At 71.2% G+C, this 22400-nt stretch carries 24 protein-coding genes; 13 read left to right on the forward strand and 11 right to left on the reverse strand.

Going from position 1 to position 22400, the window contains the following annotated elements:
* Positions 1-43: 43 nt before the first annotated feature.
* On the reverse strand, positions 44-904 hold the full coding sequence (locus OG992_RS21615) for an Fpg/Nei family DNA glycosylase (RefSeq protein WP_238687553.1): 861 nt from the start codon (positions 902-904) through the stop codon (positions 44-46).
* 80 nt (positions 905-984) lie between these two features.
* Here OG992_RS21615 and OG992_RS21620 point away from each other — a divergent pair, with 80 nt between their 5' ends.
* Complete coding sequence (locus OG992_RS21620; protein ID WP_266304145.1) at positions 985-2256, forward strand: glycosyltransferase; 1272 nt, start codon at positions 985-987, stop codon at positions 2254-2256.
* A 135-nt stretch (positions 2257-2391) separates the two neighbouring features.
* Here OG992_RS21620 and OG992_RS21625 read toward each other — a convergent pair whose 3' ends face one another.
* The 5 genes from OG992_RS21625 to OG992_RS21645 form a co-directional block, all read right to left on the reverse strand.
* A complete protein-coding gene (locus tag OG992_RS21625; protein ID WP_091396866.1) occupies positions 2392-3114 on the reverse strand; it encodes a CDP-alcohol phosphatidyltransferase family protein in 723 nt (240 codons plus the stop codon).
* Complete coding sequence (locus OG992_RS21630; RefSeq protein ID WP_196929021.1) at positions 3089-4156, reverse strand: iron-containing alcohol dehydrogenase family protein; 1068 nt, start codon at positions 4154-4156, stop codon at positions 3089-3091. The genes OG992_RS21625 and OG992_RS21630 overlap by 26 nt, the downstream gene beginning before the upstream one ends.
* Positions 4144-4875, reverse strand: a complete 732-nt coding sequence (locus OG992_RS21635; RefSeq protein ID WP_124854040.1) for a sugar phosphate nucleotidyltransferase — start codon at positions 4873-4875, stop codon at positions 4144-4146. The genes OG992_RS21630 and OG992_RS21635 overlap by 13 nt, the downstream gene beginning before the upstream one ends.
* Positions 4876-4953: 78 nt before the next feature.
* Entirely contained in the window at positions 4954-5721 is a 768-nt protein-coding gene (locus tag OG992_RS21640) for a hypothetical protein (RefSeq protein WP_266304146.1), read from the reverse strand.
* Positions 5718-6170, reverse strand: coding sequence for an NUDIX domain-containing protein (locus OG992_RS21645; RefSeq protein WP_238687545.1), 453 nt, complete (start codon positions 6168-6170; stop codon positions 5718-5720). Before OG992_RS21645 ends, OG992_RS21640 begins: the two co-directional genes overlap by 4 nt.
* 109 nt (positions 6171-6279) lie before the next feature.
* On the opposite strand from OG992_RS21645, the gene OG992_RS21650 reads away from it, so the two are divergent.
* From OG992_RS21650 to corA, 4 genes are all read left to right on the forward strand, one after another.
* The gene (locus OG992_RS21650; protein WP_030487774.1) at positions 6280-6672 is read left to right on the forward strand and encodes a cyclic nucleotide-binding/CBS domain-containing protein; all 393 of its coding nucleotides are present in this window, start codon (positions 6280-6282) and stop codon (positions 6670-6672) included.
* An 83-nt stretch (positions 6673-6755) separates the two neighbouring features.
* Positions 6756-7214 (forward strand): ester cyclase, encoded by a 459-nt coding sequence (locus OG992_RS21655; RefSeq protein WP_266304147.1) that lies wholly within the window; start codon positions 6756-6758, stop codon positions 7212-7214.
* Positions 7215-7320: 106 nt separating this feature from the next.
* Positions 7321-8415 carry a PLP-dependent aminotransferase family protein gene (locus OG992_RS21660; RefSeq protein WP_238687543.1) on the forward strand — a complete coding sequence of 365 codons (1095 nt, stop codon included), beginning with the start codon at positions 7321-7323 and terminating at the stop codon, positions 8413-8415.
* A 323-nt stretch (positions 8416-8738) separates the two neighbouring features.
* Positions 8739-9893, forward strand: a complete 1155-nt coding sequence (gene corA, locus OG992_RS21665; RefSeq protein WP_203119035.1) for a magnesium/cobalt transporter CorA — start codon at positions 8739-8741, stop codon at positions 9891-9893.
* 81 nt (positions 9894-9974) lie between these two features.
* On the opposite strand, the gene OG992_RS21670 is transcribed toward corA, so the two are convergent.
* Positions 9975-10751 carry a hypothetical protein gene (locus OG992_RS21670; protein WP_238687541.1) on the reverse strand — a complete coding sequence of 259 codons (777 nt, stop codon included), beginning with the start codon at positions 10749-10751 and terminating at the stop codon, positions 9975-9977.
* 84 nt (positions 10752-10835) lie between these two features.
* Here OG992_RS21670 and OG992_RS21675 point away from each other — a divergent pair, with 84 nt between their 5' ends.
* Together OG992_RS21675 and OG992_RS21680 are read left to right on the forward strand one after the other, a co-directional pair.
* Positions 10836-11366 carry a peptidylprolyl isomerase gene (locus OG992_RS21675; protein ID WP_238687540.1) on the forward strand — a complete coding sequence of 177 codons (531 nt, stop codon included), beginning with the start codon at positions 10836-10838 and terminating at the stop codon, positions 11364-11366.
* A gap of 94 nt (positions 11367-11460) precedes the next feature.
* Complete coding sequence (locus OG992_RS21680; RefSeq protein WP_238687539.1) at positions 11461-12372, forward strand: rhomboid family intramembrane serine protease; 912 nt, start codon at positions 11461-11463, stop codon at positions 12370-12372.
* On the opposite strand, the gene OG992_RS21685 is transcribed toward OG992_RS21680, so the two are convergent.
* Positions 12365-12793 (reverse strand): PH domain-containing protein, encoded by a 429-nt coding sequence (locus OG992_RS21685; RefSeq protein WP_238687538.1) that lies wholly within the window; start codon positions 12791-12793, stop codon positions 12365-12367. The two genes, OG992_RS21680 and OG992_RS21685, sit on opposite strands and share 8 nt — an antisense overlap.
* Positions 12794-12905: 112 nt before the next feature.
* On the opposite strand from OG992_RS21685, the gene OG992_RS21690 reads away from it, so the two are divergent.
* Positions 12906-14078, forward strand: a complete 1173-nt coding sequence (locus OG992_RS21690) for an acetyl-CoA C-acyltransferase (protein WP_238687537.1) — start codon at positions 12906-12908, stop codon at positions 14076-14078.
* Between the two features lie 31 nt (positions 14079-14109).
* On the opposite strand, the gene OG992_RS21695 is transcribed toward OG992_RS21690, so the two are convergent.
* Both OG992_RS21695 and OG992_RS21700 read right to left on the reverse strand, forming a co-directional pair.
* Complete coding sequence (locus tag OG992_RS21695; protein WP_266304148.1) at positions 14110-15000, reverse strand: maleylpyruvate isomerase N-terminal domain-containing protein; 891 nt, start codon at positions 14998-15000, stop codon at positions 14110-14112.
* 74 nt (positions 15001-15074) lie between these two features.
* Positions 15075-16013, reverse strand: a complete 939-nt coding sequence (locus OG992_RS21700) for a hypothetical protein (protein WP_238687535.1) — start codon at positions 16011-16013, stop codon at positions 15075-15077.
* A 192-nt stretch (positions 16014-16205) separates the two neighbouring features.
* Between OG992_RS21700 and OG992_RS21705 the strand changes: the two genes are divergently transcribed.
* The 5 genes from OG992_RS21705 to OG992_RS21725 all read left to right on the forward strand — a co-directional run bounded on the left by OG992_RS21705 (position 16206) and on the right by OG992_RS21725 (position 20727).
* Entirely contained in the window at positions 16206-17213 is a 1008-nt protein-coding gene (locus OG992_RS21705) for a phosphotransferase (protein ID WP_266304149.1), read from the forward strand.
* 111 nt (positions 17214-17324) lie between these two features.
* A complete protein-coding gene (locus OG992_RS21710) occupies positions 17325-17831 on the forward strand; it encodes a hypothetical protein (protein WP_112675276.1) in 507 nt (168 codons plus the stop codon).
* Between the two features lie 88 nt (positions 17832-17919).
* Positions 17920-18612: a response regulator transcription factor gene (locus OG992_RS21715; protein ID WP_238687532.1), complete on the forward strand. Its 693-nt coding sequence runs from the start codon at positions 17920-17922 to the stop codon at positions 18610-18612.
* Positions 18605-20071: a HAMP domain-containing sensor histidine kinase gene (locus tag OG992_RS21720; RefSeq protein ID WP_266304150.1), complete on the forward strand. Its 1467-nt coding sequence runs from the start codon at positions 18605-18607 to the stop codon at positions 20069-20071. The genes OG992_RS21715 and OG992_RS21720 overlap by 8 nt, the downstream gene beginning before the upstream one ends.
* 56 nt (positions 20072-20127) lie before the next feature.
* Positions 20128-20727 carry a hypothetical protein gene (locus OG992_RS21725; protein WP_266304151.1) on the forward strand — a complete coding sequence of 200 codons (600 nt, stop codon included), beginning with the start codon at positions 20128-20130 and terminating at the stop codon, positions 20725-20727.
* Between the two features lie 39 nt (positions 20728-20766).
* Here OG992_RS21725 and OG992_RS21730 read toward each other — a convergent pair whose 3' ends face one another.
* Positions 20767-22368 carry a ricin-type beta-trefoil lectin domain protein gene (locus OG992_RS21730; RefSeq protein ID WP_266304152.1) on the reverse strand — a complete coding sequence of 534 codons (1602 nt, stop codon included), beginning with the start codon at positions 22366-22368 and terminating at the stop codon, positions 20767-20769.
* Positions 22369-22400: the final 32 nt, after the last annotated feature.

Genomic DNA, 22400 nt, shown 5'->3' on the forward strand with positions numbered 1-22400 from the left:
TCACTGAGGGCGATTCCGCTCCGTAGTCCTGAAGTGCAATTACTCACCGTACGAGGCGAGACAACCGACGGTCAGCGAGTGGCTTGCCGCCGGTCTGACAGGTGGGGCAGTACTGCAAGCTGGAGTCGGCGAACGACACCTCGCGCACGGTGTCCCCACAGACCGGGCAGGGCAGCCCGGTGCGGGCGTGCACCTTCAGCCCGGAGCGCTTCTCGCCCTTGAGTTCCGCGGCCCGCTGACCGAGGGACCGCTCTACCGCGTCGCCGAGGACCTGTCGGGTCGCGGCGTGCAGTGTGGCGATCTGGGCGTCGGTGAGCCGATCGGTGATCGCGAACGGGGACAGCTTCGCGGCGTGCAGGATCTCGTCGGAGTACGCGTTGCCCACCCCGGACAGCACCGACTGGTCGGTCAGCACCCCCTTGACCTGCCCCCGCCTGCTCCGCAGCCGCTCGGCGAAGAGAGGCAGATCCGCGGCGAGCGCGTCCGGGCCCAGCTTGGCCACCCCGGGGACCGTCGCGAGGTCGGTGACCAGATACGCGGCCAGCTTCTTCTGGGTGCCGGCCTCGGTGAGGTCGAAGCCGGAACCGTCGTCCAGGCGTACCCGCACCGCGATCGGGCCCTTGCCCGGACGCAGCGGGGTGGTGGCGGGGAACGCCTCCCGGTAGTGCAGCCAGCCTGCTCGCGCCAAATGCACCACCAGGTGCAGGCCGCCCTCGAAGAGGACGTCGAGGAACTTTCCGTGCCGACTGGCGTCGACCACCGCCCGGCCGGCGACCTCGGTCGGCGCCGGCTCGTACGTTTTCAGGGCGCTGATCGCGGCGATCTCCAGCCGATCGACGCGCCGCCCCACCGCGCGCTGACGCAGGTAACCCGCGAGCGCCTCAACCTCCGGTAGTTCGGGCACGACACAACGGTAGCCTTCTTTCCCGTGAGCGTGAGGAATGAGCTTGCGAGTCCCGCAATCGCGAACGAGAGGCAAGCTCCGTGAGAATCGTGGTGGCACACAACCGGTACCGGGAAGCCCAGCCTTCCGGTGAGAACACGATCGTCGACTCGGAGATCGCGCAGCTCACCGCCGCCGGCGTGGAGGTGCTGCCCTTCATTCGCAGCTCGGACGAGATCCCGTCGATGTCGAAGGCGGCGAAGGCGCTGCTGCCGATCTCGCCGATCTGGGCGCCGCGCGCCCAGCACGACCTGAGCCGGCTGCTCACCGAGCACCGACCGGACGTCCTGCACCTGCACAACCCGTACCCCCTGATCTCGCCGTGGGTGGTGCGGACCGCGCACCGGCACGGCGTGCCGGTGGTGCAGACGGTGCACAACTACCGGCAGGTCTGCTCGTCGGGGATCTACTTCCGCGACGGCGTGATCTGTCAGGACTGCAAGGGTCGTGCGTTGGGTGTGCCGGCGATCAAGCACCGCTGCTACCGCGACTCGGCCGTGCAGAGTGCGCTGATGGCGACCACCCTGGCCGTGCACCGGGGCACCTGGCGCTCGGTGGACCGGTACATCGCGCTCACCTCGGCGATCGCCGATCACCTCCGCGACTACGGCATTCCGGACGAACGCATCGTGGTGAAGCCGAACTCCGTCCCCGATCCGGGTCGGCCGGCGCCGCTGGGCGACGGGTTCCTTTACATGGCCCGGCTCTCTCCGGAGAAGGGCGTCGACCTGCTGCTGGACGCCTGGCGTCGGCACCCGGTGGGTTCGCTGGGCACGCTGCGGGTGGCCGGTGACGGCGAGCTGCGCCCGCTGGTGGAGGCAGCCGCCGCCGAGCGACCCGACGTGGTCTACCTCGGTCAGCTCGACCGGGCCGGCGTGCAGGCGGCGGTCGAGGCGAGCGCTGTGGTGATCGCCGCCGCGATGTGGCACGACGTGCTGCCCACCGTGATCATCGAGGCGTTGGCGAACGGCCGGCCGGTGCTCGGTACGGCGTTGGGCGGCATTCCGTACCTGGTCGGGGCCGACGCCCCGCACGAGCCCGCCGGCACCGGGCCCGCCGAGAACGCCTCCGCGGTCGCCGGGGGCGGCGGCGGATCAGCCATGCCGGCGGGGATCGGTCTGGGCGAGGCCGGTTGGGTGGTCGCCCCGGAGCCGGCCGCGCTCGCGGCCGCCCTGCCGGTCGCCCGCGCGGGAGCGTCCGGGCTGACCCTGGGCGCCCGCGCCCGCTACGAGAGCACCTTCCACCCCGACGTGGTCACCAAGCGACTCATCGACATCTACGCAAGCCTGGCCCGAACCCCCAACCCTGTCTAACCCCGCCCCGCGCGCCCCGCCCCCGCGCGCCCCGCCCCCACCCCGCCGATCTTGCAGTTTCGGTCGTCGATATCGGGTGAGATGCCCCTTGTGTCGCGACAGCAAGTGCAAGATCGCGGAGCAGGGACTGGTTGGTTAGCGCAGGGAGGCTCGGGCGGAGAAGGCGATGCTGGCCAGTAGGAAGCCGCCGTTGACGATCGTGAAGGCGACCATCACCCAGAGGACCAGAGCGGGGGCCACCGCGAGCACCACGGCGGCCACGAAGACCACAGCGCCGTAGTCGCGGACCAGCTTCACCAGGCGCACCGGCAGCGAGGTCGAGGTGACCATGCTGGCCGCGTTCGGGCCGGCCTGCATCACCGACGTCACCAGGTTGACCATCCAGGTGCCCGCGAAGGTCGCCACCAGCCAGGTCGGCGTGCCCGGCTCTTGGGCCACGGCGGTGGCGGCCAGGGCCGCCACCAGGGCGATCTGCGCGGCCACGTCGCAGAGCACGTCGACACGCGCACCGGCCGCGCTGCCCTGGCCGGTCACCCGGGCCAGCTGCCCGTCCGCGCAGTCCAGGGAGTACGCCACCTGCCAGCCGACCAGGGCGAGCAGGCCGACCACCCAGGCCGGTACGTCCCCGGCGGCGACCGGGCCGGCGAGCGCCACCACGGTGACCGAGGTGGCCAGCCCGAGCACCAGGTTGGTGATTGTCAACGCTGTCGGTCGCAGCCCGAGCCGCTGGGCGACGAGCGCGAACACGGCCCCCAGCCACTGGCTGATCGACTCGCTGAACAGGCCGCCGCCCCGGTTCACCCGGTGGAAGTCGGCGACGGTGGGACGGGGGTCAGCCAAGCTGGTCGCGGATTGCACCGGCGTAGTCTGCCAGCCGCTCCCGGGTCTCGGTAGGCGACAGTGCCAGGTGTTCGAGGATGGTGTACCGGTCCGGCCGGGTACGCGGCGCGAACTGCACCGCCTCGATGAACTGGTCGTCGGTGAGCGCCACCTCGGCGGGGAGCCGGGGCAGGCCGTGCCGGGCGAGGCAGGCCGACATCTCCCGGAAGCGGCGGAGATCTCCGCGCAGCCAGGTGCAGAACAGCGCACCCAGCCCGGCCAGCTCGCCGTGCGAGGCGGTCCCGGGAAAGAGCGAGTCGACAGCGTGCATGATCTCGTGGCAGCCGCCGCTGCACGGACGGCTGGTGCCGTCGACAGCCATCGCCAGACCGCTGGAGATCAACGCCTCGGCGAGGACGATCACGAAGGCGTCGTCGCTCATGTCGCCGGGGTGGTTGAGCACCGCTTCGGCGCCCGCCCGCGAGAGCGACGCGGCCAGCCCGTCGACTGGCTCACCGCGTACCTGTCGGGACAGCTCCCAGTCGGCCAGCGCGCTGATGTTGCTGATCACGTCGCCGATGCCGGCCCGGTTGTGCCGGTCCGGGCCGCTCTCCACGAAGTCCAGGTCGACGATCACCCCGATCGGGATGTGTACGCCGTAGGAGCCCTTGATCCCGTCGGTGATCAGGCTGGCCACCGGAGAGGCGATCCCGTCGTTGGCGAGGCTTGTCGCCACCGACACCATCGGCAGCCCTCGGCGGGTCGCCGCGTACTTGGCCACGTCGATGGTCTTGCCGCCGCCGATGCCGACCACCGCGTCGTAGGACCGGGCGCGGAGTTTGCCGCCCAGGTCGTCGGCGGCGTCCAGCGTCCCGCCGGAGACGGTGAACACGTCCGCCGAGCGCAGCGACGGTCGGATCAGCTCCGCGATCTGGGCACCCTGACCCGGGCCGACCACCACCGCGACGTCGCCCCCGGAGGAGATCCGCCCGTCGGCCAGGATCGCGCCCAGGTCGGCGACCGCCCCGCGTCGCACGTCGATGTGCAGCGGGGTGAGGACGCTCCGAGCTAGTAGAGGCACGCGATCTCCCGCGCGCGGGCCAGGTCGGCGTGGTTGTCGACCTCGACCCAGGGGACGTCACCGATCGGCGCCGCCCGCACCTCCCCGCCCCGGTCGGAGAACTCCTGGTAGCCGTCCTCGTAGTAGAGGTTCGGGTCCCGTCGCCAGGTCGCCTCCAGCGCGTCGGCGAGGGCGTCGGCGACCTGCGGCTCGATCAGCGTCGCGCCGATGTACTCCCCGTACGCCTCGCCCGGGTCCATGATCTTGGTGATCCGGGTGAGCTGGCCGGCGGCGTCGAAGGTGGTCTTCATCTCCTCCTCGGCCAGCGGCTTGAGGGTGTCCACCGCCAGCAGGATGCCGGGGCCACGCTCGGCGAGCAGGGTCTTCTCCACGCTCACCGGGTGCACGGTGTCCCCGTTGACAAGCAGCACCCCGCGCGCGAAGTACTCCCGGGCGAGCCAGAGCGAGTAGGCGTTGTTCCACTCCTCGGCCTTGTCGTTGTGCACAAGGGTGAGCGTGACCCCGTACCGCTTCTCCAGGTCGGCCTGCCGCTCGCGGACCGCGTCCGCCGCGTAGCCGACGACGATCACGATGTCGGTGAGCCCGACCTCGGCGAGGTTGCCCAGCGCGATGTCCAGGATCGTCGTCTCGCCGTCCACCGGCACCAACGCCTTGGGCAGGGTGTCGGTGTACGGGCGCAGCCGTCGTCCCGCTCCGGCCGCGAGCACCATTCCGATCATCGCGACATCCTCCCTAGTCCTGCTCCCGTCACCGGTGGAGGATAGCGCCGGCCGGGTGCGCCGCTCCGGCCAACCGGGTCAGCCGGGCAATGCCGCCAGGTCGGCGAGCATGGTCAGGCGCTCCTCCGCGCTGAGTACGGCGTACGGGCCGGCGGCCCGCCGGTCGGTCTCCAGTTCGATGGCGAGTCGCTCGGGGCCGGCCGGCAGGGCGGCGATGCTCGACGCGGTGTGCCCGGCGGCGGTCCAGGCGGCGGCGTGCGCGTCGGCCCGGTGGTGTCGCAGCGTGCCGAGCCGGTTGAGCAGCAGTACGCCCGACGGGGTGCCGTCCGGCTCGTACGGGGGCGCCAGCGCGGCGAAGGCCGAGGCGGCCGGGTTCGCCTCCTCGTCGGCCAGCACCAGGGCGTACGACAGCAGTCGGCCGAGCATGGCCACCAGCCGGGCCACCCGGTCGTCGTGGCCGGCCCACAACTCCTCGGTGACCTCGGCGTGCACCTGGTACAGCTCGGCGAGGAAGGCGGCGCCCCTCTCGGTGGCGGACAGGGCGCCGTCCGGGCCGCGGTAGATCATTCCGTGGGCCACCTGCTTGTCCACCGTCCGCCGGCAGGCGACCGGGTCCTGGTAGCGGGTGATCGCCGCGAACCCGGGCTCGTCGACACTGCCACCGGGTGCGGCCAGTCGGGTGCGCAGGTCGACCAGGAAGCCGGTGGCGGTGATTCCGCCGTAGCGCTGGGACAACTCGGCGCCACCACCGTCCCGGCCGGCCAGGATGCCGGCGCGGAAGGTCCGGTCCACTGCCGGTGCGAGCAGCCCGGCGATCCGGTGGGGCGCCAGCTCGACGGTGTTCACAGACCGATCGACCGCAGGACGGCGAAGCCCTCCTCCGCGATCCGCCGGATCAGCCCGTCGTTGACGTCGCGGTGCTCGTCGAGCACTGTCACCTCGTGCTCGGCCAGCCAGCGGTACTCGGTGTGCTTGCCGGCCTCGAGCATCGGGCGGTCGAGGTCACCGTCGACGCGGACCAGGAAGTCGTGCTCGGTCCGGGCCAGGCCGTCGTCGCCGACGTAGCTGTACTCGCCCACCTGACCCAGGACGTGGGAGAGGACCCAGCCGGTCTCCTCGGTGATCTCCCGGCGCAGTGCCTCGTCGATGTCCTCGCCCGGCTCCACGTGGCCACCGACGATGTCCCAACAGTTGGGAAACAGGCGTCGGTGTGGTGAGCGGCGCTGAAAGAAGATTCGGCCGTCATGGTCGACGATCAGCGCGCCGGCGCAGCGCAGGGGCTCGGTGGACACCATCCGACAGTAGCCAGCGTCCGCAGCTTGTGCGATGCCGCTCTTGTCCCGGAAACATCCACCGACCACCATGTCCGTACCGAATGCCACCGTCCCAAAGGGGTGATGTGTGATGCAGGTACGGGATGCGATGTCCAGCCAGGTCCTCGTCGTCGGTCCGGAGCACACGCTCCGCCAGGCGGCCCGGATGATGTCGGCCCGCGGTGTCGGGTCGGCGGTCGTGATCGACCCGGATTCCGAGGGCGTGGGGATCATGACCGAACGCGACGTGTTGAAGGCCATTGGCGCCGGCCTCGACTGCGACGTGGAACGCACCGGCGCCCACCTGACCTGGGACGTGGTCTACGCGGGGCCGGAGTGGACGGTGGCCGAGGCCGCCGCCGCGATGGCCCGGGGTGGATTTCGGCACCTGGTGGTGCTGGACGGCCGGGAGGTGGCCGGCGTGATCTCCGTGCGGGACATCATGCGGGTCTGGTCGGAGAGCCAGGCGGTCGCCACTACCTGACCGACTGTGGTGTGCGGGGCCGGATCGATGGGTAGACATCCCTTGCGGGCGCGGAGATGCCGTGGCCCGTGGGGGAGGTCCCGATGCGCGACGCGGAGCGGCTGGTCGAGCAGCAGTACGCGATGCTCCTGCGGCGGGACGTGGCCCGTTTGCCGGATCTCTACGCACCGGAGGCGTTCTACGCCATGCCGGGCGTGACGGTCCGTCCGATCGAGCTGCCCGCGCTGCTGCGCACCTGGACGGGCGCCTTTCCGGATCTGCGGGTCGACCCGATGGGCGCGGTTCGCACGGGCGGTGGGGCCGCTGTCGAGCTGCGGCTGACCGGCACCCAAACCGGCACCCTGCATTCGCCGTACGGCACCGTCGCGCCCACCGGCCGGCTGGTGAGCTGGGAGGTGGCCGACGTGGTCCGGGCCCGCAAGGGTCTGATCACCGCTTGGCGCTCCTACTTCGACTGGAGTCAGCTCCTCGACGCGCTCGGCGTGCGGCTGGAGGGACTTTCCCGGGCCGCGCAGCACGACGCGCTCGCCCTTCCGGTCTGATCTGCCGCCGACCGGTGGAGTCGGGTCACCCGACCCGGTGGCTCAGGATGCGGACATCGCCGTGCCGACCGCGCGTCCCCCGCCGCCGCCCGTACGCTCAACATCCATGACCGCCGAGCAGTTGATCTCCTTTGCCCGTGGGGCTCCCTCGCTGGACATCGTCGATGTCGAGGGGCTCAAGGCCGCCGCCGTCCGCGCCTTCGACGCCGACCCCGCAGGGGTGACGGCGTACGGCACCTCAGTCGGGTACCTTCCGCTGCGAAAGTGGATCGCCGAGAAGCACGGGGTCGAGGCCGACCAGGTGCTGGTCACCAATGGGTCGCTCCAGGCCGACGCGTTCCTCTTCGACCACCTGGTCCGCCCCGGCGACGCGGTGGTGGTGGAGCGCCCGACGTACGACCGGACGTTGCTCAACCTCCAGCGGATGGGCAGTGAGCTGCACAGCATCGCCGTCCAACCGGATGGTCTGGACACTGCCGAGCTGCGCAAGCTGCTGGAGTCCGGGGTCCGCCCCCGGCTCGCGCACGTCATCCCGAACTACCAGAACCCGGCCGGCATGACGCTGTCCCTGGAGAAGCGCCGGGAGTTGCTCGACCTGGCCGCCGAGTACGAGTTCACGATCTTCGAGGACGACCCGTACGCCGACATCCGCTTCCGTGGCGAGGCGTTGCCATCGATGCTCTCGCTGGACACCCGCAACGTGGTGGTGCACGCGTCGAGCTTCACCAAGACGGTCTGCCCGGGTGTGCGGGTCGGTTACCTGGTCGGCCCGGCCGACCTGATCGCCTCCATCGCGAAGAACGCGACAAGCCTCTACATCTCTCCCGGGATGGTGTCCCAGGCGATCGTTCACCAGTTCTGCGTCTCCGGCGACATCGACCGCTCGATCGAGACGGTCCGGGCAGCGCTGGGCGAGCGGGCCCAGGTGCTCGCCGAGTCGTTGCGCCGGCACCTGCCGCAGGCGCGGTTCGTGGAGCCCGACGGCGGCTACTTCCTCTGGGTGGAGTTCCCGGAGGACGTGCTGGTCGACCGGCTCGCCCCGGCGGCGGCCGAGCGCGGGGTCGCCGTGGTCAAGGGCAGTGACTTCGTGCTGGACGGCGGGCGGCACGCTCTCCGACTGGCCTTCTCGGCGGTGACCGCCGACAAGATCGACGAGGGTGTTCGGCGGCTCGCCTCGGCCGTCGAGGCCGTCCGCAGCTGACGTAACTGTCGGGTTCCTGACAGAACGACGATGCCGGCCGTCCCGGGGCTCCCCTCCGGGCGGCCGGCTGGCCCACAATGCTGCGAGCGTCACCCCGCCAGCGGCGGAGTACACCGCCCGGCCTCCGGGCCGGCCCCGCCGGGTTGACGCGGCAGCACAACCTCCCGCCCCCACAGGTGCCGGGTGGGCCGTGTCGTTCCCCCGCACACCCCCCGATGCGGCCCGGCCCGCCCGGCGCCGCCCCCAGGCGACCGCCGTCACACCGGTCCTCGACCGCGATCGGCGTAGCCTGCAAGCCGCAGCCGAGCGCGGGAGGTGACGCGATGACGGATCGGACAGAGCGGGACCGGACGGCACCGTCGACCACCGGTCGGGTGCTACGACCTCGGGCGTGGCCCTCCCCGGTCCGGGCGATGACCCGGATCCTCAACGCCGACGGCTCGCCGCCCGTGCCGGCCCCGACGGGCACGGGCACCGGTCGCAGCGCGGTGGTCGACTGCGCGCTCTACGTCGACGGCAAGCGGCAGCCCGGCGACTGGACCTACGCGGAGGCGTTGGCCGCTGCCCGCCGTGAGGAGCACGGCTTCGTCTGGATCGGCCTGCACCAGCCGGAGCTGGCCGAGATGACCGCCATCGCGGAGACCTACGGCCTGCACGAGCTGGCCGTCGAGGACGCCGTCAAGGCCGAGCAGCGCCCCAAGCTGGAGCGGTTCGGCGACGTCGTCTTCCTGGTGCTGCGCACCGCTCGCTACTGCGAGCACACCGAGCTGACCGAGAACTCCGAGGTGGTGGAGACCGGGCAGGTGATGCTCTTCATCGGCCCGAACTTCGTGATCAGTGTCCGGCACGGGGATGCCTGCCGGCTCGCCCCGATCCGCGCCGACCTGGAGACCAAGCAGGAGTTGCTGCTGCACGGCCCGTGGGCGGTGGCGTACGGGGTGACGGACCGGGTGGTCGACCTCTATCTGGAGGTGGCCGACCAGATCGAGGACGACCTGGACATGCTGGAGGCCGAGGTCTTCGACCGCCACGGCCACGGGCGGATCCAGCGGATCTACCAGATGAAGCGGGAACTGGTGGAGTTCAAGCGGGCGGTGGTGCCGTTGCAACGGCCGCTGATGACGCTGACCTCCCAGGTCAACCGGGACGTGCCAAAGGAGATCCGCAAGTACTTCCGGGACGTACAGGACCACCTGAGCCGCACCGTGGAGCAGGTGAACTCCTACGACGACCTGCTGAACTCGATCCTCCAGGCGCGGCTGGCCCAGGTCACCGTCGACCAGAACAACGACATGCGCAAGATCGCTGCCTGGGCCGGTATCGCCGCGGTCTGGACCGCCATCGCCGGCATCTACGGGATGAACTTCGACAACATGCCCGAGCTGAAGATGACCTACGGCTATCCGGTGGTGTTGGCCCTCATGCTCGGCGTCTCGCTGGCCCTCTACCGCTGGTTCCGCCGCAACGGCTGGCTCTGATCTCGCGGTAGCGCCGCTCACACGGAAGCGCCGACGAGTGGGTCCACCCACTCGCCGGCGCCCGATGCGCTGCTGTTGACGTCAGCGGCGGCCGTTGGTGCGGGCCGTGTCCTTGCCCAGCGCCTTGGTGAGATCGTCGGTCGGACGACCGGAGACGTCGGTGGCGCCCTCGGCGACCGACGGGACCTTGTCGGTCGGGCGGACACCGGTCTGCTTGGCCGGGGCGGTGGTGCTGGCGCTGGAGCCGCCGGCCACCGCCGAGCTGCCCGCGCCGGTCATCGCCGCGCCGGACATGGCCGACCCGTCGGACCCGCGGGCGGCGGAGGGCGTACGTACCTCGATCGAGTCGACTTCGTCGCGCATCGGCTCCAGGGTGCTGCGGGTCGGGTCGTACTCGGCCCACTCCTGCTGCTCCCGGCGGCGACGCAGCGCGACCGCGCCGGCCACGCCGGCGATGGCACCCGCCGCCAACAGGCCGGTCATCATCGAGCCGCGACGACGCGGCTGCTTCTTCTTACCGGTGATCCGCATGGTCTTCGACTTGGCCTTCCTGGTCAGCGGCCCTGCCTGCGCGGCGCCGTCACGAGCAGCCGCCGCCAGCGGTGCCAGCGTGGTGAGAGTCGTCCCCCAGCCGGTCGACGCGCGGTCGCGTACCTTCGCGGCGGTCGGTGCGACGTAACCCCGGGCCACCTGGACCCGCGGGCCGACGGTCGCGCCGGCGCCCTTCGCGGCGTGGTTGGCTGCCAGCATCAGGTGGCTGATGCTCTGGTTCAGCTCGGCCTTTGCCAGCTGCCCCTGGGACTTACGCCGCCCGAATCCAAACACGGTCCTACCTCCTGGGAGTTGTTCCTTCGTCATCCTCCACCTTCGGATGCCTCCGCGATGCCAGATCGGGCACATGGGAGGATCCGCATGGAACTGACCAACGAGTGAGGAGTACCCGTGGCCGAGGCTATCTACGCCACCCTGCACACCAACGCTGGCCCGATCCGGCTGGAGCTCTTCCCCAACCACGCGCCGAAGACCGTCCGCAACTTCGTCGACCTGGCCGAGGGCAACCGTGAGTACACCGACCCGCGCACCGGTCAGCCGGGCAGTGGTCCGTACTACGACGGCACCATCTCGCACCGGGTGATCAGCGGTTTCATGGTCCAGATGGGCGACCCGACCGGCACCGGCCGGGGCGGACCGGGCTACAAGTTCGCCGACGAGTTCCACCCGGAGCTGCGATTCGACCGTCCGTACCTGCTGGCGATGGCGAACGCCGGACCGGGCACCAACGGTTCGCAGTTCTTCATCACGGTGTCCCAGACGCCGCACCTCAACAACCGGCACACCATCTTCGGCCAGGTCGCCGACGAGCAGTCGGTGAAGATCGTGGATTCGATCGCGAGCACCCCGACCGGTCCGAGCGACCGTCCGCTCCAGGACGTCGTCATCGAGCGGGTCGAGATCGAGCGGTCCGCTTCCTGAGCGACTGGCGAGGTACCTTTGCTCGCATGATTGAGCGCTCCGGAGCACGGCCGGTGCCAGCAGACCGTGTGGTGTTGGACGGAGGGTCGGCCCGGTGAGCGAGTCTCCGCCGACCACCCCGGTCTGCTACCGGCACCCCGGCCGGGAGACCTACGTCCGGTGCTCCCGCTGTGACCGGCCGATCTGCCCGGACTGCATGCGGGATGCCGCGGTCGGGCACCAGTGCCCGGAATGCGTCAACGAGGGGCGTCGCAGTGTCCGGCCGGCGCGTACCGCCTTCGGCGGCGGTACGGCCGGCCGGCACGGCTATGTCACAAAGGCGCTGATCGCCGTGAACGTGCTGTTCCTGCTGGTGTCCATCGCCTCCGCACGGGGCGGGGACGCGGCGGTGGGCGGCTCCGGCTTCGGCGGCCTGATGGGTGGCAGCACGCCGCTGACCGAGTGGGGTGCGGTGCTCGGCCGGGCCTACCTCTCCGACTACACGCTCGGCGGGATCGCCGAGGGCCAGTGGTACCGGCTGGTCACGGCGATGTTCCTGCACTACGGCGTGCTCCACCTGCTGCTCAACATGTGGGCGCTGTGGGTGCTCGGCCGGTCGTTGGAGGCCAACCTCGGGCGGGTGCGGTTCGCCGCGCTCTACCTGATCGCCGGCCTCGGCGGCAACGTGGCCGCCTACCTGTTCAGCAGCCCGCGGGCGGCCACCGTCGGCGCGTCGACCGCCGTGTTCGGTCTCTTCGCCGCGCTGATCATCATCGAGCGCAGGTTGGGCCGGGACATTTCCCGGATCATCCCGATCCTGGTGATCAACCTGGTGTTCACGCTGGCCGTGCCGGGCATCTCGATCCCCGGGCACCTGGGCGGGCTCGTGGTCGGCGCGCTGATGGCGTTGGTGCTCGCGTACGCGCCGCGCGGTCGGCGGACGCTGGTGCAGGTCACCGGTGGGGCACTGATCCTGCTGATCCTGCTCGCGCTGGTGCTCTTCCGGACCGCCGCGCTGCTCACCTGACAGGGCGGGCGGCGCGCAGGACGGAGGCCACCTCTTCCGGGGTGGCCCCCAGGTCGTACCGGCCGAACAGATGCAGCGAGTTGCCCGCGTCGATCTCCAGGGTCTCGCTGGTCAGCCCCAGCCGGGGCCGCCGGTCGACGGCGATCGCCTCGACCGCCGACCAGGGCAGCAGCCGTCGGCTGGCGAAGCCGTGGATGACGGTGAGCCCGGCCGGGTCCACCGCCAATCGGACCGGCGCGACCAGGTCACGTACCGACCAGCCGGCCAGCGCGGCGGCGGCCAGGACGGCCAATGCCAGGCGGACCGGGTCGCCGTCGGCGAAGAGCAGCCCGAGCGCGACGAGCAGGACGGCGCCAGCCAGCTTCGCCGCCGGCAGGCTCGATGGCACCCGCCACTGCTGTGCCGGGGAGGTCTCATTCACCCGCCCAGCATGCCAGCGGACGTCGGATTCCGGCACCTCGTGCGGGTGTGGCCCGACGACCGGTCGATCGACGACGTAGGATCGGGGCAGCCCAAGTTACCGGGGAGTAAACATGAGTGACGCGGTCATCGTCGGCGCGGTACGTACCCCGGTCGGGCGGCGCAAGGGCAGCCTCGCCAGCGTCCACCCGGTCGACCTCTCGGCGCACGTGCTGCGCTCCCTCGCCGAGCGCACCGGGCTCGACCCGGCCCAGGTCGACGACGTCTTCTGGGGCTGTGTGTCCCAGGTCGGCGAGCAGTCGTGGAACATCGCCCGCAACGGCGTGCTCGCCGCCGGCTGGCCGGAGACGGTGCCGGGCACGACCCTGGACCGGCAGTGCGGCTCCAGCCAGCAGGCCCTGCACTTCGCCGCCGCGACGGTGCTCTCCGGTCAGGCCGACCTGGTGGTCGCCGGCGGCGTCGAGTCGATGACGAGGGTGCCGATGGGTTCCAGCGTGGCCGGCGGCATGCCGTTCAGTGACCAGCTTCGCGCCCGTTACCGGGGCGTCGAGGGCTTCGCCGACGACGCGCCGCTGCCGTTCAACCAGGGGGTCGGGGCCGAGCTGATCGCCCAACGGTGGCGCCTCTCGCGTACCCAACTGGACGAGTTCGCGCTGGCCAGCCACGAGAAGGCGGCCGCCGCGCAGGACGCCGGCGCGTTCGACCCGGAGCTGACAGCGGTGCCGCTCGCCGACGGTGGCAAGTTCGCCGCCGACGAGGGCATCCGCCGGGAGACCTCCCTGGAGAAGCTGGGTGAGCTGGCCACGCCGTTCCGCGCCGACGGCGTGGTGACCGCCGGTTCCGCGTCCCAGATCTCCGACGGCGCCGCAGCCCTCGCGGTGACCACCTCCGACTGGGCCAGCCGGCACGGCCTGCGCCCGCTGGCCCGGATCCACACCGCAGTGGTCGCCGCCGACGATCCGGTCGCCATGCTCACCGCGCCCATCCCGGCCACAGCGAAGGCGCTGCGCCGTGCGGGGCTGGGCATCGAGGAGATCGGGGTGTACGAGGTGAACGAGGCGTTCGCCCCGGTGCCGCTGGCCTGGCTGGCGGAGACCGAGGCGGACCCGGAGCGGCTCAACCCGCGCGGCGGGGCGATCGCCCTCGGCCACCCGCTCGGCGGCTCCGGTGCCCGGATCATGACCACCATGCTTCAGCACATGCGGGACAACGGCATCCGCTACGGCCTGCAGACCATGTGCGAGGGCGGCGGGATGGCCAACGCCACCATCGTCGAGCTGATCTGAGGACACCGCCGCCCGCCGGTCCGGGCGGCGCTCACGTCTGGTGGGCCCCGGATGCTGGTGGGGGCGCGAGCCGTCCGTTGGGCATGTGCACGACCCGGAGGAACGCGGGCAGCCGCCACGGCCTCGGCCCGCCGATGACGACGTCGCGCCGCAGCACCGCCTGCGCGATGCTGATCCGGCCGAACATCATCAGGTTGAACCGGGCGGGGCGGAACGTCACGCTCGCGTCGAACGGGGCGTCGGGTGGCGCGATCCACACCCGGCGATCGCCCAGGGTCAGCGTCGTCGTCGGCGCGTACCGCGAGCGGAACTGCACCGACACGTGGTGCCGGGGCATCGGCAGGTCGGTGTTGAGCAGCACCCCGTACGTGTCGCGCAGCATGTCGAACATGAACAGGTCCCAGTAGAGCGCGGCGTGCTCGTCCGGCATCGGCCACGCCCGGCGGAGCGCCCGCGCGATGTCCCAGCCGTGCACGAGCAGTTCGTTAGTCAGATGGGCGAACAGGCCGGCGACCGTCACCCGCGCGTTGCCCAGCCAACTCACCGTCGAGCGCGGATCGGCCGACGTCGTCAGGAGGCGGCCGACCAGGCTGTTCAGCTGCGTCAGCAGCACCTCCGGGTCGCGCTCGGTGAAGTGGGCGAGCACCTGGGTGTTGACGTCGGCCACCGTGTCCACATTCGTGCTGGCCAGCATGTCCTCCAGCCCTGGCACCCGGATGGGCACCTCGGTGCCCTCCAGCCTCGACACGTACAGCACCGCGATCGACACCACGTGCGCGAGGGTGTCGGCCACTGTCCAGTCGGCAGTCGCCATGACTGCGGGTGAGGGCGCGGCGGCCACCAGGTCGGTGAACCGGTCGGTGGCCGTTCGCAGTGCCGTGTTGGCCACACTCCACCGGTCCTGATCTGCCGCGCCAGTCACACGAACAGCTTCGAGCATCCAGCGCGCCGGAACATCTTCGAACGTGCCCTTCTTCCGCAGCGGCAGGACCGGTGTCAGTTGTTGTAGAACATGGTGGGGAACCAGCCGAAGCCGAAGATCGAGGGCACCCGGACGTCCCAGTACACGACTGTGAAGACGCCCAGGGCGATGAGCAGCGCGCCGCTGATCACCATGCTGCGTCGTACGTCGGCGGCGAGCCAGCCGATGAACCGGCCGCGGGTGAGCATGATCAGCAGTGCGAACAGCGCGGTGACCACGACGATGTTGCCGAGGGACTGCAGCACGAACGCGGCCGAACCGTACAGCGGGTTGCCGCTGTCGACAGCCCAGTGGAACAGCTTGTTGAACAACGGGTACGGCCGGCCGATGAGGAAGCCGCCGATGAGCGCGCCGAGGGTGATCACCCGTGCGACCGGCCGGTCGGCGAACACGTCCGGCACCGCCCGGATCGCGGCCAGCCCGAGATAGATGAGGGCCAGTCCGATGACGCCGAACACCACCGACGACTGGATGATGCGTACCGGCACCCCACCGGCGGTGTCGGTGGACAGCTGGGGGAGCCGGTCACCCAGCAGGACCCCGACGAACCCGTACACCGCTGCGACGGCGACCATGCCAAGGGTGAGGTACCCGACCGGCCGCAGCAGCAGCCGGAGCCGGTCACCGTTGGCAGAGCTTGCCGCGCCGAGCGGCCCGATGGACGCGAGCATCGCGATGTTGCACGCGGTGAACGTGCCGGCGAGGCCGGACACGAATGCGAACACCAGGCCGGCGGCGGTACCGGAGATCGCCGTCGCCTTCGCATCGTGACCGAGGATCCCGCTGGCGACGCTGTCACCGATGACCGAGTCGACGAACTCGTAGGACCAGAGCACCGCCAGGAGGACCCCGGCTGCCACGCTGACCGCGATGATGACGCCGTTGCGCGGTGGACGATCGGCGACGGAGGGGCGTGCGACGTTTCGAGTGGCTGTGGTTGGCGTTCCCGTCATAGCTCTACTCCCCGAGCCGATTCGAGCACTAATTACTGTGCGCAGCGATGATTTCGCTCTGAGCTTCCTCGGCGCATCTCCCAGAGTGCGCAGTCGGCAGATGTCACGGCCTCCGGTGGGACGTCGTGCCGTGCCCGGCGGCGGTGGAATAAGCGGTCCCCAAGTTCGGGAAGACGGCCTAGGGTGCCCAGCGTGACGACGATCGAGCGTGCCCCGGACTGGTCCGGCGAGCAGTGGCAGACGCAGGCCCGGTCCTGGGTCGACGAGCAGTTGACTCGCGCGGGTCGGCGGGTGACCGGGTCGGTGGAGCCGCGGGTCCGCCCGTGGTCGTTGGTGTGGCGGGTGCCGACCGACGATGGTCCGGTCTGGTTCAAGGCCAACAATCCGGGCACGACGCACGAGGCCGCCCTGATCGCGACGCTGGCCCGGCTCGCGCCGGAGCGGGTGCTGACCCCGATCGCGGTGGACCCGACACGGGGCTGGTCGTTGCTGCCCGACGGCGGCGAGTCACTGCGCGACCTGCTGGCCCGCGACCCGGACCTGACGCACTGGGAGCGGGCGCTGCCCGGGTACGCCGCCCTCCAGTTGGCCACCGCTGAGCAGGCCGACGAGCTGGTCACCTCCGGCGTACCGGACCATCGGCCCGAGGTGCTGGCCGGTCTCTTCGCCGAGCTGCTCGACGATCACGAGGCCCTGCTGATCGGCGCCGAGGGCGGGCTCAACCCCGAGGTGTACGACCGGCTGCGGGCGGAGGTGCCGTCGTACGCCGAGCGGTGCCGTCGGCTCGCCGAATTCGGCATCCCGGCCACCGTGCAGCACGACGACCTGCACGACGGCAACGTCTTCGCCGGCGCGGCCGGGTACCGGTACTTCGACTGGGGCGACGCCTCCGTGGCGCACCCGTTCGGCACGCTGCTGGTGACCCTTCGCTCCATCGGGCACGCCGGGAACCTCGCCGCCGACGACGCCCAGCTGGTGCGGTTGCGCGACGCGTACCTGGAGGTGTGGACCGACCGGTACGACCGGCGGACCCTCGCGGAGGCGGCCGACCTCGCGATCGCCCTGGGGCCGGTGAGCCGGTCGCTCTCGTGGCGTCGGGCACTGGACACCCACGAGGAGTCCCGCGCCGAGTACGCCGAGGCGGTCCCGGGCTGGTTGGAGGAGCTGTTCGCCGCCAGTCCACTTCAGCCGAACTCCTGACCATGATCCGTCCGAGTCAGAAGTCGGACAGGCAGTGCGACAGGCGGCGTGGAACTTCCAAAAATCCCGCGTGACCCACGTCACCCTGCTGGGGGCGTCGTTGGGCAGGTCATGGACGTCTTCTCCCGAACGTTCCTCCCGGCCGCCGCTGAGGCTGGCCTGGCCGTGCAGACGGTGAGCCGGCACATGCCGGTCTTCCGGCGCTGCGTCGGCTCCGGTGACGCCACCATCCTGGTCACCCGTTGCAGCCGCCCCGACCGCCCGGTCACCGGCGACTACCTGTTGCTACTCACCCACCGCCGCCTGGTGGTGACCCAGCAGACCCGGCTCCTGCACCGGCTGCGCCTGCACCTCAACACCGAGTTGCGCGAGCTGAGCAACGTCACCTGGAGCCCGGACCCGCGGCTGCAGTCGGTGGAGATGGCGGCCACCGCTATCGACGGGATCCGTGAGCGGTTCCTGATCCGGACCAGTCACCCGAAGCAGGTCTGGCAGCTCGACGCGTTGCTCAACCAGGCGTTCCGGACCCGCCTGCGGCCGCCCGGCGCGCGGGTCGTCGCCAGCATCGGCGACGCACCGGCCGCCGCCCGGCCCGGGATGTTCGCTCCGTCCTGGTGAGCTGACCCCGACCGGCGTCGCGCCGCCTTTACCGAACTCGAACACACACCGATCGCGTCGAGCCTTCCCAGTCGGCAATCATGGGCCGGTGACAGTCGAACCACCGCATCGCGGGCTCGTCCTCGTCGTGGAGGACGAGCCGGCCATCGCCGACCTGGTCCGGCTCTACCTGACCCGGGACGGGTTCGGCGTCCACCTGGAACGTGACGGCGACGCCGGTCTGAGCGCGGCCCGCCGGTTGCGCCCGGTGGCCTGCGTCCTGGACATCGCGCTGCCGGGTCTGCCCGGCACCGAGATCTGCCGCCGGCTGCGCGAGGCCGGCGACTGGACCCCGGTCATCTTCCTCACCGCCCGGGACGACGAGGTGGACCGGATCGTCGGGCTGGAGTTGGGCGCCGACGACTACGTCACCAAGCCGTTCAGCCCCAGAGAGCTGGTTGCCCGGGTCCGGGCGGTGCTGCGCCGATCCGCCGGTGGCCCGGAGGGCGCTGATCGGCCACGTGTCGTCGGCCCGGTGACGCTCGACCCGGCCCGCCGCACGGTCACCGCCGCCGGTGCCCCGGTGCAGCTCACCTCCACCGAGTTCGACCTGCTGGCCCACCTGATGGCCCGGCCCGGTCGGGTCTTCACCCGGGAGGAGCTGCTGGCCGGAGTCTGGGGCTACGCGGCGCACGCCGGCACCCGGACGGTGGACGTGCACGTCGCCCAGGTGCGGGCGAAGCTCGGCGCGGTGAGTGTGATCCGGACGCATCGCGGCGTCGGGTACGCGGTCGATGCCTGACCACCCCGGGCACGTCGAGTCGCCGACAATGGCCCTACCGGTGGTCGGCGCCGCCCCACCCACCGCACCCCGACGAGGCCGACTCGGCCGTACGCTGACCGCCCGCGCGGTGCTCGTCACCTGCGCGGTAGCGCTGGTGTCGGTGCTGGTCACCGCCATCGTCGCGGTGCCGTTGGCGATCCGTGGCGCGGAGCGCAGCGAGCAGGAGGCGCTCGCCGCCCAGGCCCGACTCGCCGCCGAGGTGCTGCGGACCCGCCTCGACCGGGGTCGCAGCGCCGACGAGGAACGGCTCATCCAGCAACTGCGCGACCAGGGCATCGACGCGTACCTGATCCGCCGTGGGGCTGTCGACCGGGCGGGTCTGCCACCCCGGGTGGTGCAGCGGATCGGGCAGGGCCGCAACGTGTCGGCCCGCCGTTCGGTAAACGGTGGGCGGGCCCTGGTCGAAGGCCGGGCCCTGCCCGGCGGCAACGGGGTGGTGCTCTCCCGTCCGCTGGCCAACGGGCTGTGGGCCCAGGTGCTGCTCAGTCTCTGGTTACCGCTGCTGGCCGGGTTGACCGCCGGTGTGGTGGCCGGGTTGCTGCTGGCCCGTCGGCTGGCCCGGCCGATCCGGGTCGCGGCCACCGCCGCCGCCCGGCTGCGCGCGGGTGACCGCGCCGTCCGGGTGCCCCTCGAGTCGCCGGACGAGGTCGCCGACCTGGCCGAGGCGTTGAACGGTCTGGCTACCGCGCTGGCGACCAGCGAGGGCCGACAGCGGGAGTTCCTGCTCTCCGTCTCGCACGAGCTGCGCACCCCGCTGACAGCGATCCGGGGGTACGCCGAGGCGCTCGCCGACGGGGTGCTCGGCGCGGACGACACGGTGGACACCGGTCGGACGATGCTGGCCGAGGCCCAACACCTGGACCGTCTGATCGGCGACCTGTTGGCACTGGCCCGGCTGGAGGCTGCCGACTTCCCCCTGGAACCGGTGCCGGTGGACCTGACCCAACTGGCAGTGGACGCGGAACCGACCTGGTCCGGTCGGTGCGCGGCGGTGGGCGTGCCGTTCCGGGTGGAGACGCCCGGTCAGCCGGTGCCCGCGTACACCGATCCGGGGAGGATCCGGCAGGTGCTGGACGGGCTGCTGGAGAACGCGCTGCGGGTCGTACCCCCGGGGTCGCCGGTGGTGCTCGCGGTCCGGCCGGCCGGTGCGGACCCAGCGCACGGCGGCGTGTTGGAGGTTCGCGACGGCGGGCCCGGCTTCACCGACGACGACCTGGCGGTGGCCTTCGAACGCGGTGCGCTGCACGAGCGTTACCGGGGGGTGCGCAAGGTGGGCAGCGGACTGGGGTTGGCGCTGGCCGCCGGGCTGGTCCGCCGGTTGGGCGGGGAGATCGCCGCGGGGCACGCGCCGGAGGGCGGTGCCGCCTTCACCGTCCGGCTGCCGGGTGATCCTTACCTGACCCGAACATCGGCCTGACGCTCCGCTCGTCGTTCCCGGGAAGGCTGGGGGCTCCACTGACGAGAGGGAGAGTCATGCCACGTTGGGGTATCGCCACCGGCACCACGGCACTGCTCGCGGCGGTCGCGCTCGGCGTCAGCGGGTGCGGCGCGGCCGAGGTGGCCAGCCAGCCTGCCCGGGATGTCGCCGTCGAGGTCGCCGCCGCCATGGGAGTCGAGGGTCAGGCGCTGACCGCGATGGGCTTCGACGCCGACGACCTGGACGTGCGGACCGTTGCCGCACCGGCCACGCCGACGCCGGGTGCGTCCCCCAGCGCCCAGGAGAAGGCCCGGGAGAAGCGCGGTGAGGAGTGGCGCAAACGTCGCCAGGCCCGCGTGCTGCTGCGCAAGAACACACTGCACGGCGAGGCGGTGGTGAAGACCAAGGACGGCGGTACGCAGACCGTCGCGGTGCAGCGCGGCGAGGTGACAGCGATCGACGGCGACTCGATGACCGTCAAGTCCACCGACGGCTTCACCATGACCTGGACCTTCGGCGACGATCTGCGGGTCGTCGAGCGGCGGGCCACAGTGCAGCCGAGCGAGGTGACTGTCGGCGCGACGGTCGGCGTCGCCGGCGCGAAGGACGGCGACAAGGGTGTGGCCCGCCTCGTCCTCCTTCCCCGCGCCACGTGAGCGAAGGGGCCCTGGCCGGCGCCAGGGCCCCTTCCCTGCTCAGTAGACGCGGGAGCCGATGAAGTCGTCGTGACCGTAGCCGACCGGGTTGGCGGCGGTACGGGCCTCGAACGACCACTGCTGCCGGGTGCTGGTGGAGCAGTTCGCCAACCGCAGCCGAGAGCTGCCCAGCAGCGGGTTGTCGAACGCCACGCAGAGGTTGTTGGTGCTCGCCGGCCTGATCTGGTTGCCCACGAAGACGAACTGCTGCGCGCCGGTGCCGTTGCAGTCGTAGATGTTGACAGCGGTGCCGGCGGTCATCGAGCTGTTGGCGACGTCCAGGCACCGGTCGTGGGACAGCTCCGAGTGCAGCGACCGTCGGGCCGAGTCGTACCAGAAGCCCTGGTTGCGCCCGCCGTGGCAGGAGTACGGCTGCTGCGCGGTGCCGTTGCGGGAGTCGTACCCCTTGCCGTCGACACAGGTGCCGGTGGCCAGGTTGCGCAGTTGCTTGAACTCCAACAGACCCGGGTAGAGCACGCCACCGCCGGTGCTGGCCGGGTCGACGCAACTGGCCCGCGTCTGCCCCGAGTTCCAGAACTGGGTGATGCACTGGGCGAACATGCCGTGTCCGCGGGCGTTGGGGTGGAACGACTGCCGGGCGGCGTTCTCGTTCCAGATGCCGACCTCGATGAAGAGGCCACGGACCGAGGTGTTGTCGGTGCACACCTCGTGCCCGTGGAAGAGCCGGCTGGCGTCCAGGTAGCGGGTGCCGGTGTTCGCGGCGGCCGAGCGCAGCGCCGACTCGAACATCGGTACCGCCTTGTTCCGGGCGAACGCCGCGTCGGCCAGGTAGAGCAGACAACCGCCGGAGTACCAGCCGGGGAAGTTCGGGTTGTCCTCAACGTCCGGGCTGCCGGGGCTCGGGTACGACATCAGCACCAGTTCGTAGTCCGACAGTAGGTAGCCGGCGTTGGTCATGGTCCGCCGGATGTCGGTCAGCGCCGACTCCACGGCCTGCCGGCTGCCGTCGGTGCGGATCGTCCACTGGTCGGTGTAGGTGGGGTAGCAGGCGCCCTGGAAGAAGACCCGGCGGACGGCGCAGTCGGTGGCGACCGGACCGAACTGGATGGTGCCGTCACCGTTCGCGCCGACCACCACCCAGATCAGCTTCACGTGCGTGTTGCGCGCCTTGATACCCAGGTGGTCGCCCTGGTTCAGCTCGTTGTGCTGGGTCGGGCCGCCGGCGATCAGGTTCCAGGGGGTGGCACCGGAGCAGGCGATGTTGTACTGCGCGTCCGACGTGATGCCGGTGCGGAAGACCGCCTGGTCGTACGAGCGGTCGCACCAGTTGCCGTCCTGGTGGGTGCCCGGGACGTAGTTGCCGACCCCCTCACCGGAGATCTCGCTGTCGCCCATGGTGATCAACGCGGTCCGGCGTTGCTCGATCGGGCGGATCGCCGGGCTGCCGTAGAGGGCGGTCGCCTCGGCGGCCCGGATGGCTTCGAGGTTGGCGGGGAGTGGTTGGACGGTTGGTCGATCGGCGGCGGCGGCGGGGGTGGCCGGTCCGGCGAGCATCGGTAGGACGAGAGCGGCGACGGCGACGGCGACGGTGATGGCCCGTCGTCGGGTCGCGCGTCCGGGCCTGGCGGGGATTGCAGGCATCGACGCACTCCTTTCGGCTCAATCGCGGGACG

Origin of the sequence: Micromonospora sp. NBC_00362, from assembly GCF_026342155.1 — a bacterium.
In the GTDB taxonomy this organism is placed as follows: Bacteria; Actinomycetota; Actinomycetes; order Mycobacteriales; family Micromonosporaceae; genus Micromonospora; species Micromonospora hortensis.

Coding starts and splice junctions, on each gene's coding strand:
- OG992_RS21635 (WP_124854040.1), bottom strand. CDS start 4,875: ATGATCGGAATGGTGCTCGCGGCCGGAGCGGGACGACGGCTGCGCCCG.
- OG992_RS21645 (WP_238687545.1), bottom strand. CDS start 6,170: ATGGTGTCCACCGAGCCCCTGCGCTGCGCCGGCGCGCTGATCGTCGAC.
- OG992_RS21650 (WP_030487774.1), top strand. CDS start 6,280: ATGCAGGTACGGGATGCGATGTCCAGCCAGGTCCTCGTCGTCGGTCCG.
- OG992_RS21655 (WP_266304147.1), top strand. CDS start 6,756: ATGCGCGACGCGGAGCGGCTGGTCGAGCAGCAGTACGCGATGCTCCTG.
- OG992_RS21660 (WP_238687543.1), top strand. CDS start 7,321: ATGACCGCCGAGCAGTTGATCTCCTTTGCCCGTGGGGCTCCCTCGCTG.
- corA (WP_203119035.1), top strand. CDS start 8,739: ATGACGGATCGGACAGAGCGGGACCGGACGGCACCGTCGACCACCGGT.
- OG992_RS21670 (WP_238687541.1), bottom strand. CDS start 10,751: ATGACGAAGGAACAACTCCCAGGAGGTAGGACCGTGTTTGGATTCGGG.
- OG992_RS21690 (WP_238687537.1), top strand. CDS start 12,906: ATGAGTGACGCGGTCATCGTCGGCGCGGTACGTACCCCGGTCGGGCGG.
- OG992_RS21700 (WP_238687535.1), bottom strand. CDS start 16,013: ATGACGGGAACGCCAACCACAGCCACTCGAAACGTCGCACGCCCCTCC.
- OG992_RS21710 (WP_112675276.1), top strand. CDS start 17,325: ATGGACGTCTTCTCCCGAACGTTCCTCCCGGCCGCCGCTGAGGCTGGC.
- OG992_RS21720 (WP_266304150.1), top strand. CDS start 18,605: ATGCCTGACCACCCCGGGCACGTCGAGTCGCCGACAATGGCCCTACCG.
- OG992_RS21725 (WP_266304151.1), top strand. CDS start 20,128: ATGCCACGTTGGGGTATCGCCACCGGCACCACGGCACTGCTCGCGGCG.
- OG992_RS21730 (WP_266304152.1), bottom strand. CDS start 22,368: ATGCCTGCAATCCCCGCCAGGCCCGGACGCGCGACCCGACGACGGGCC.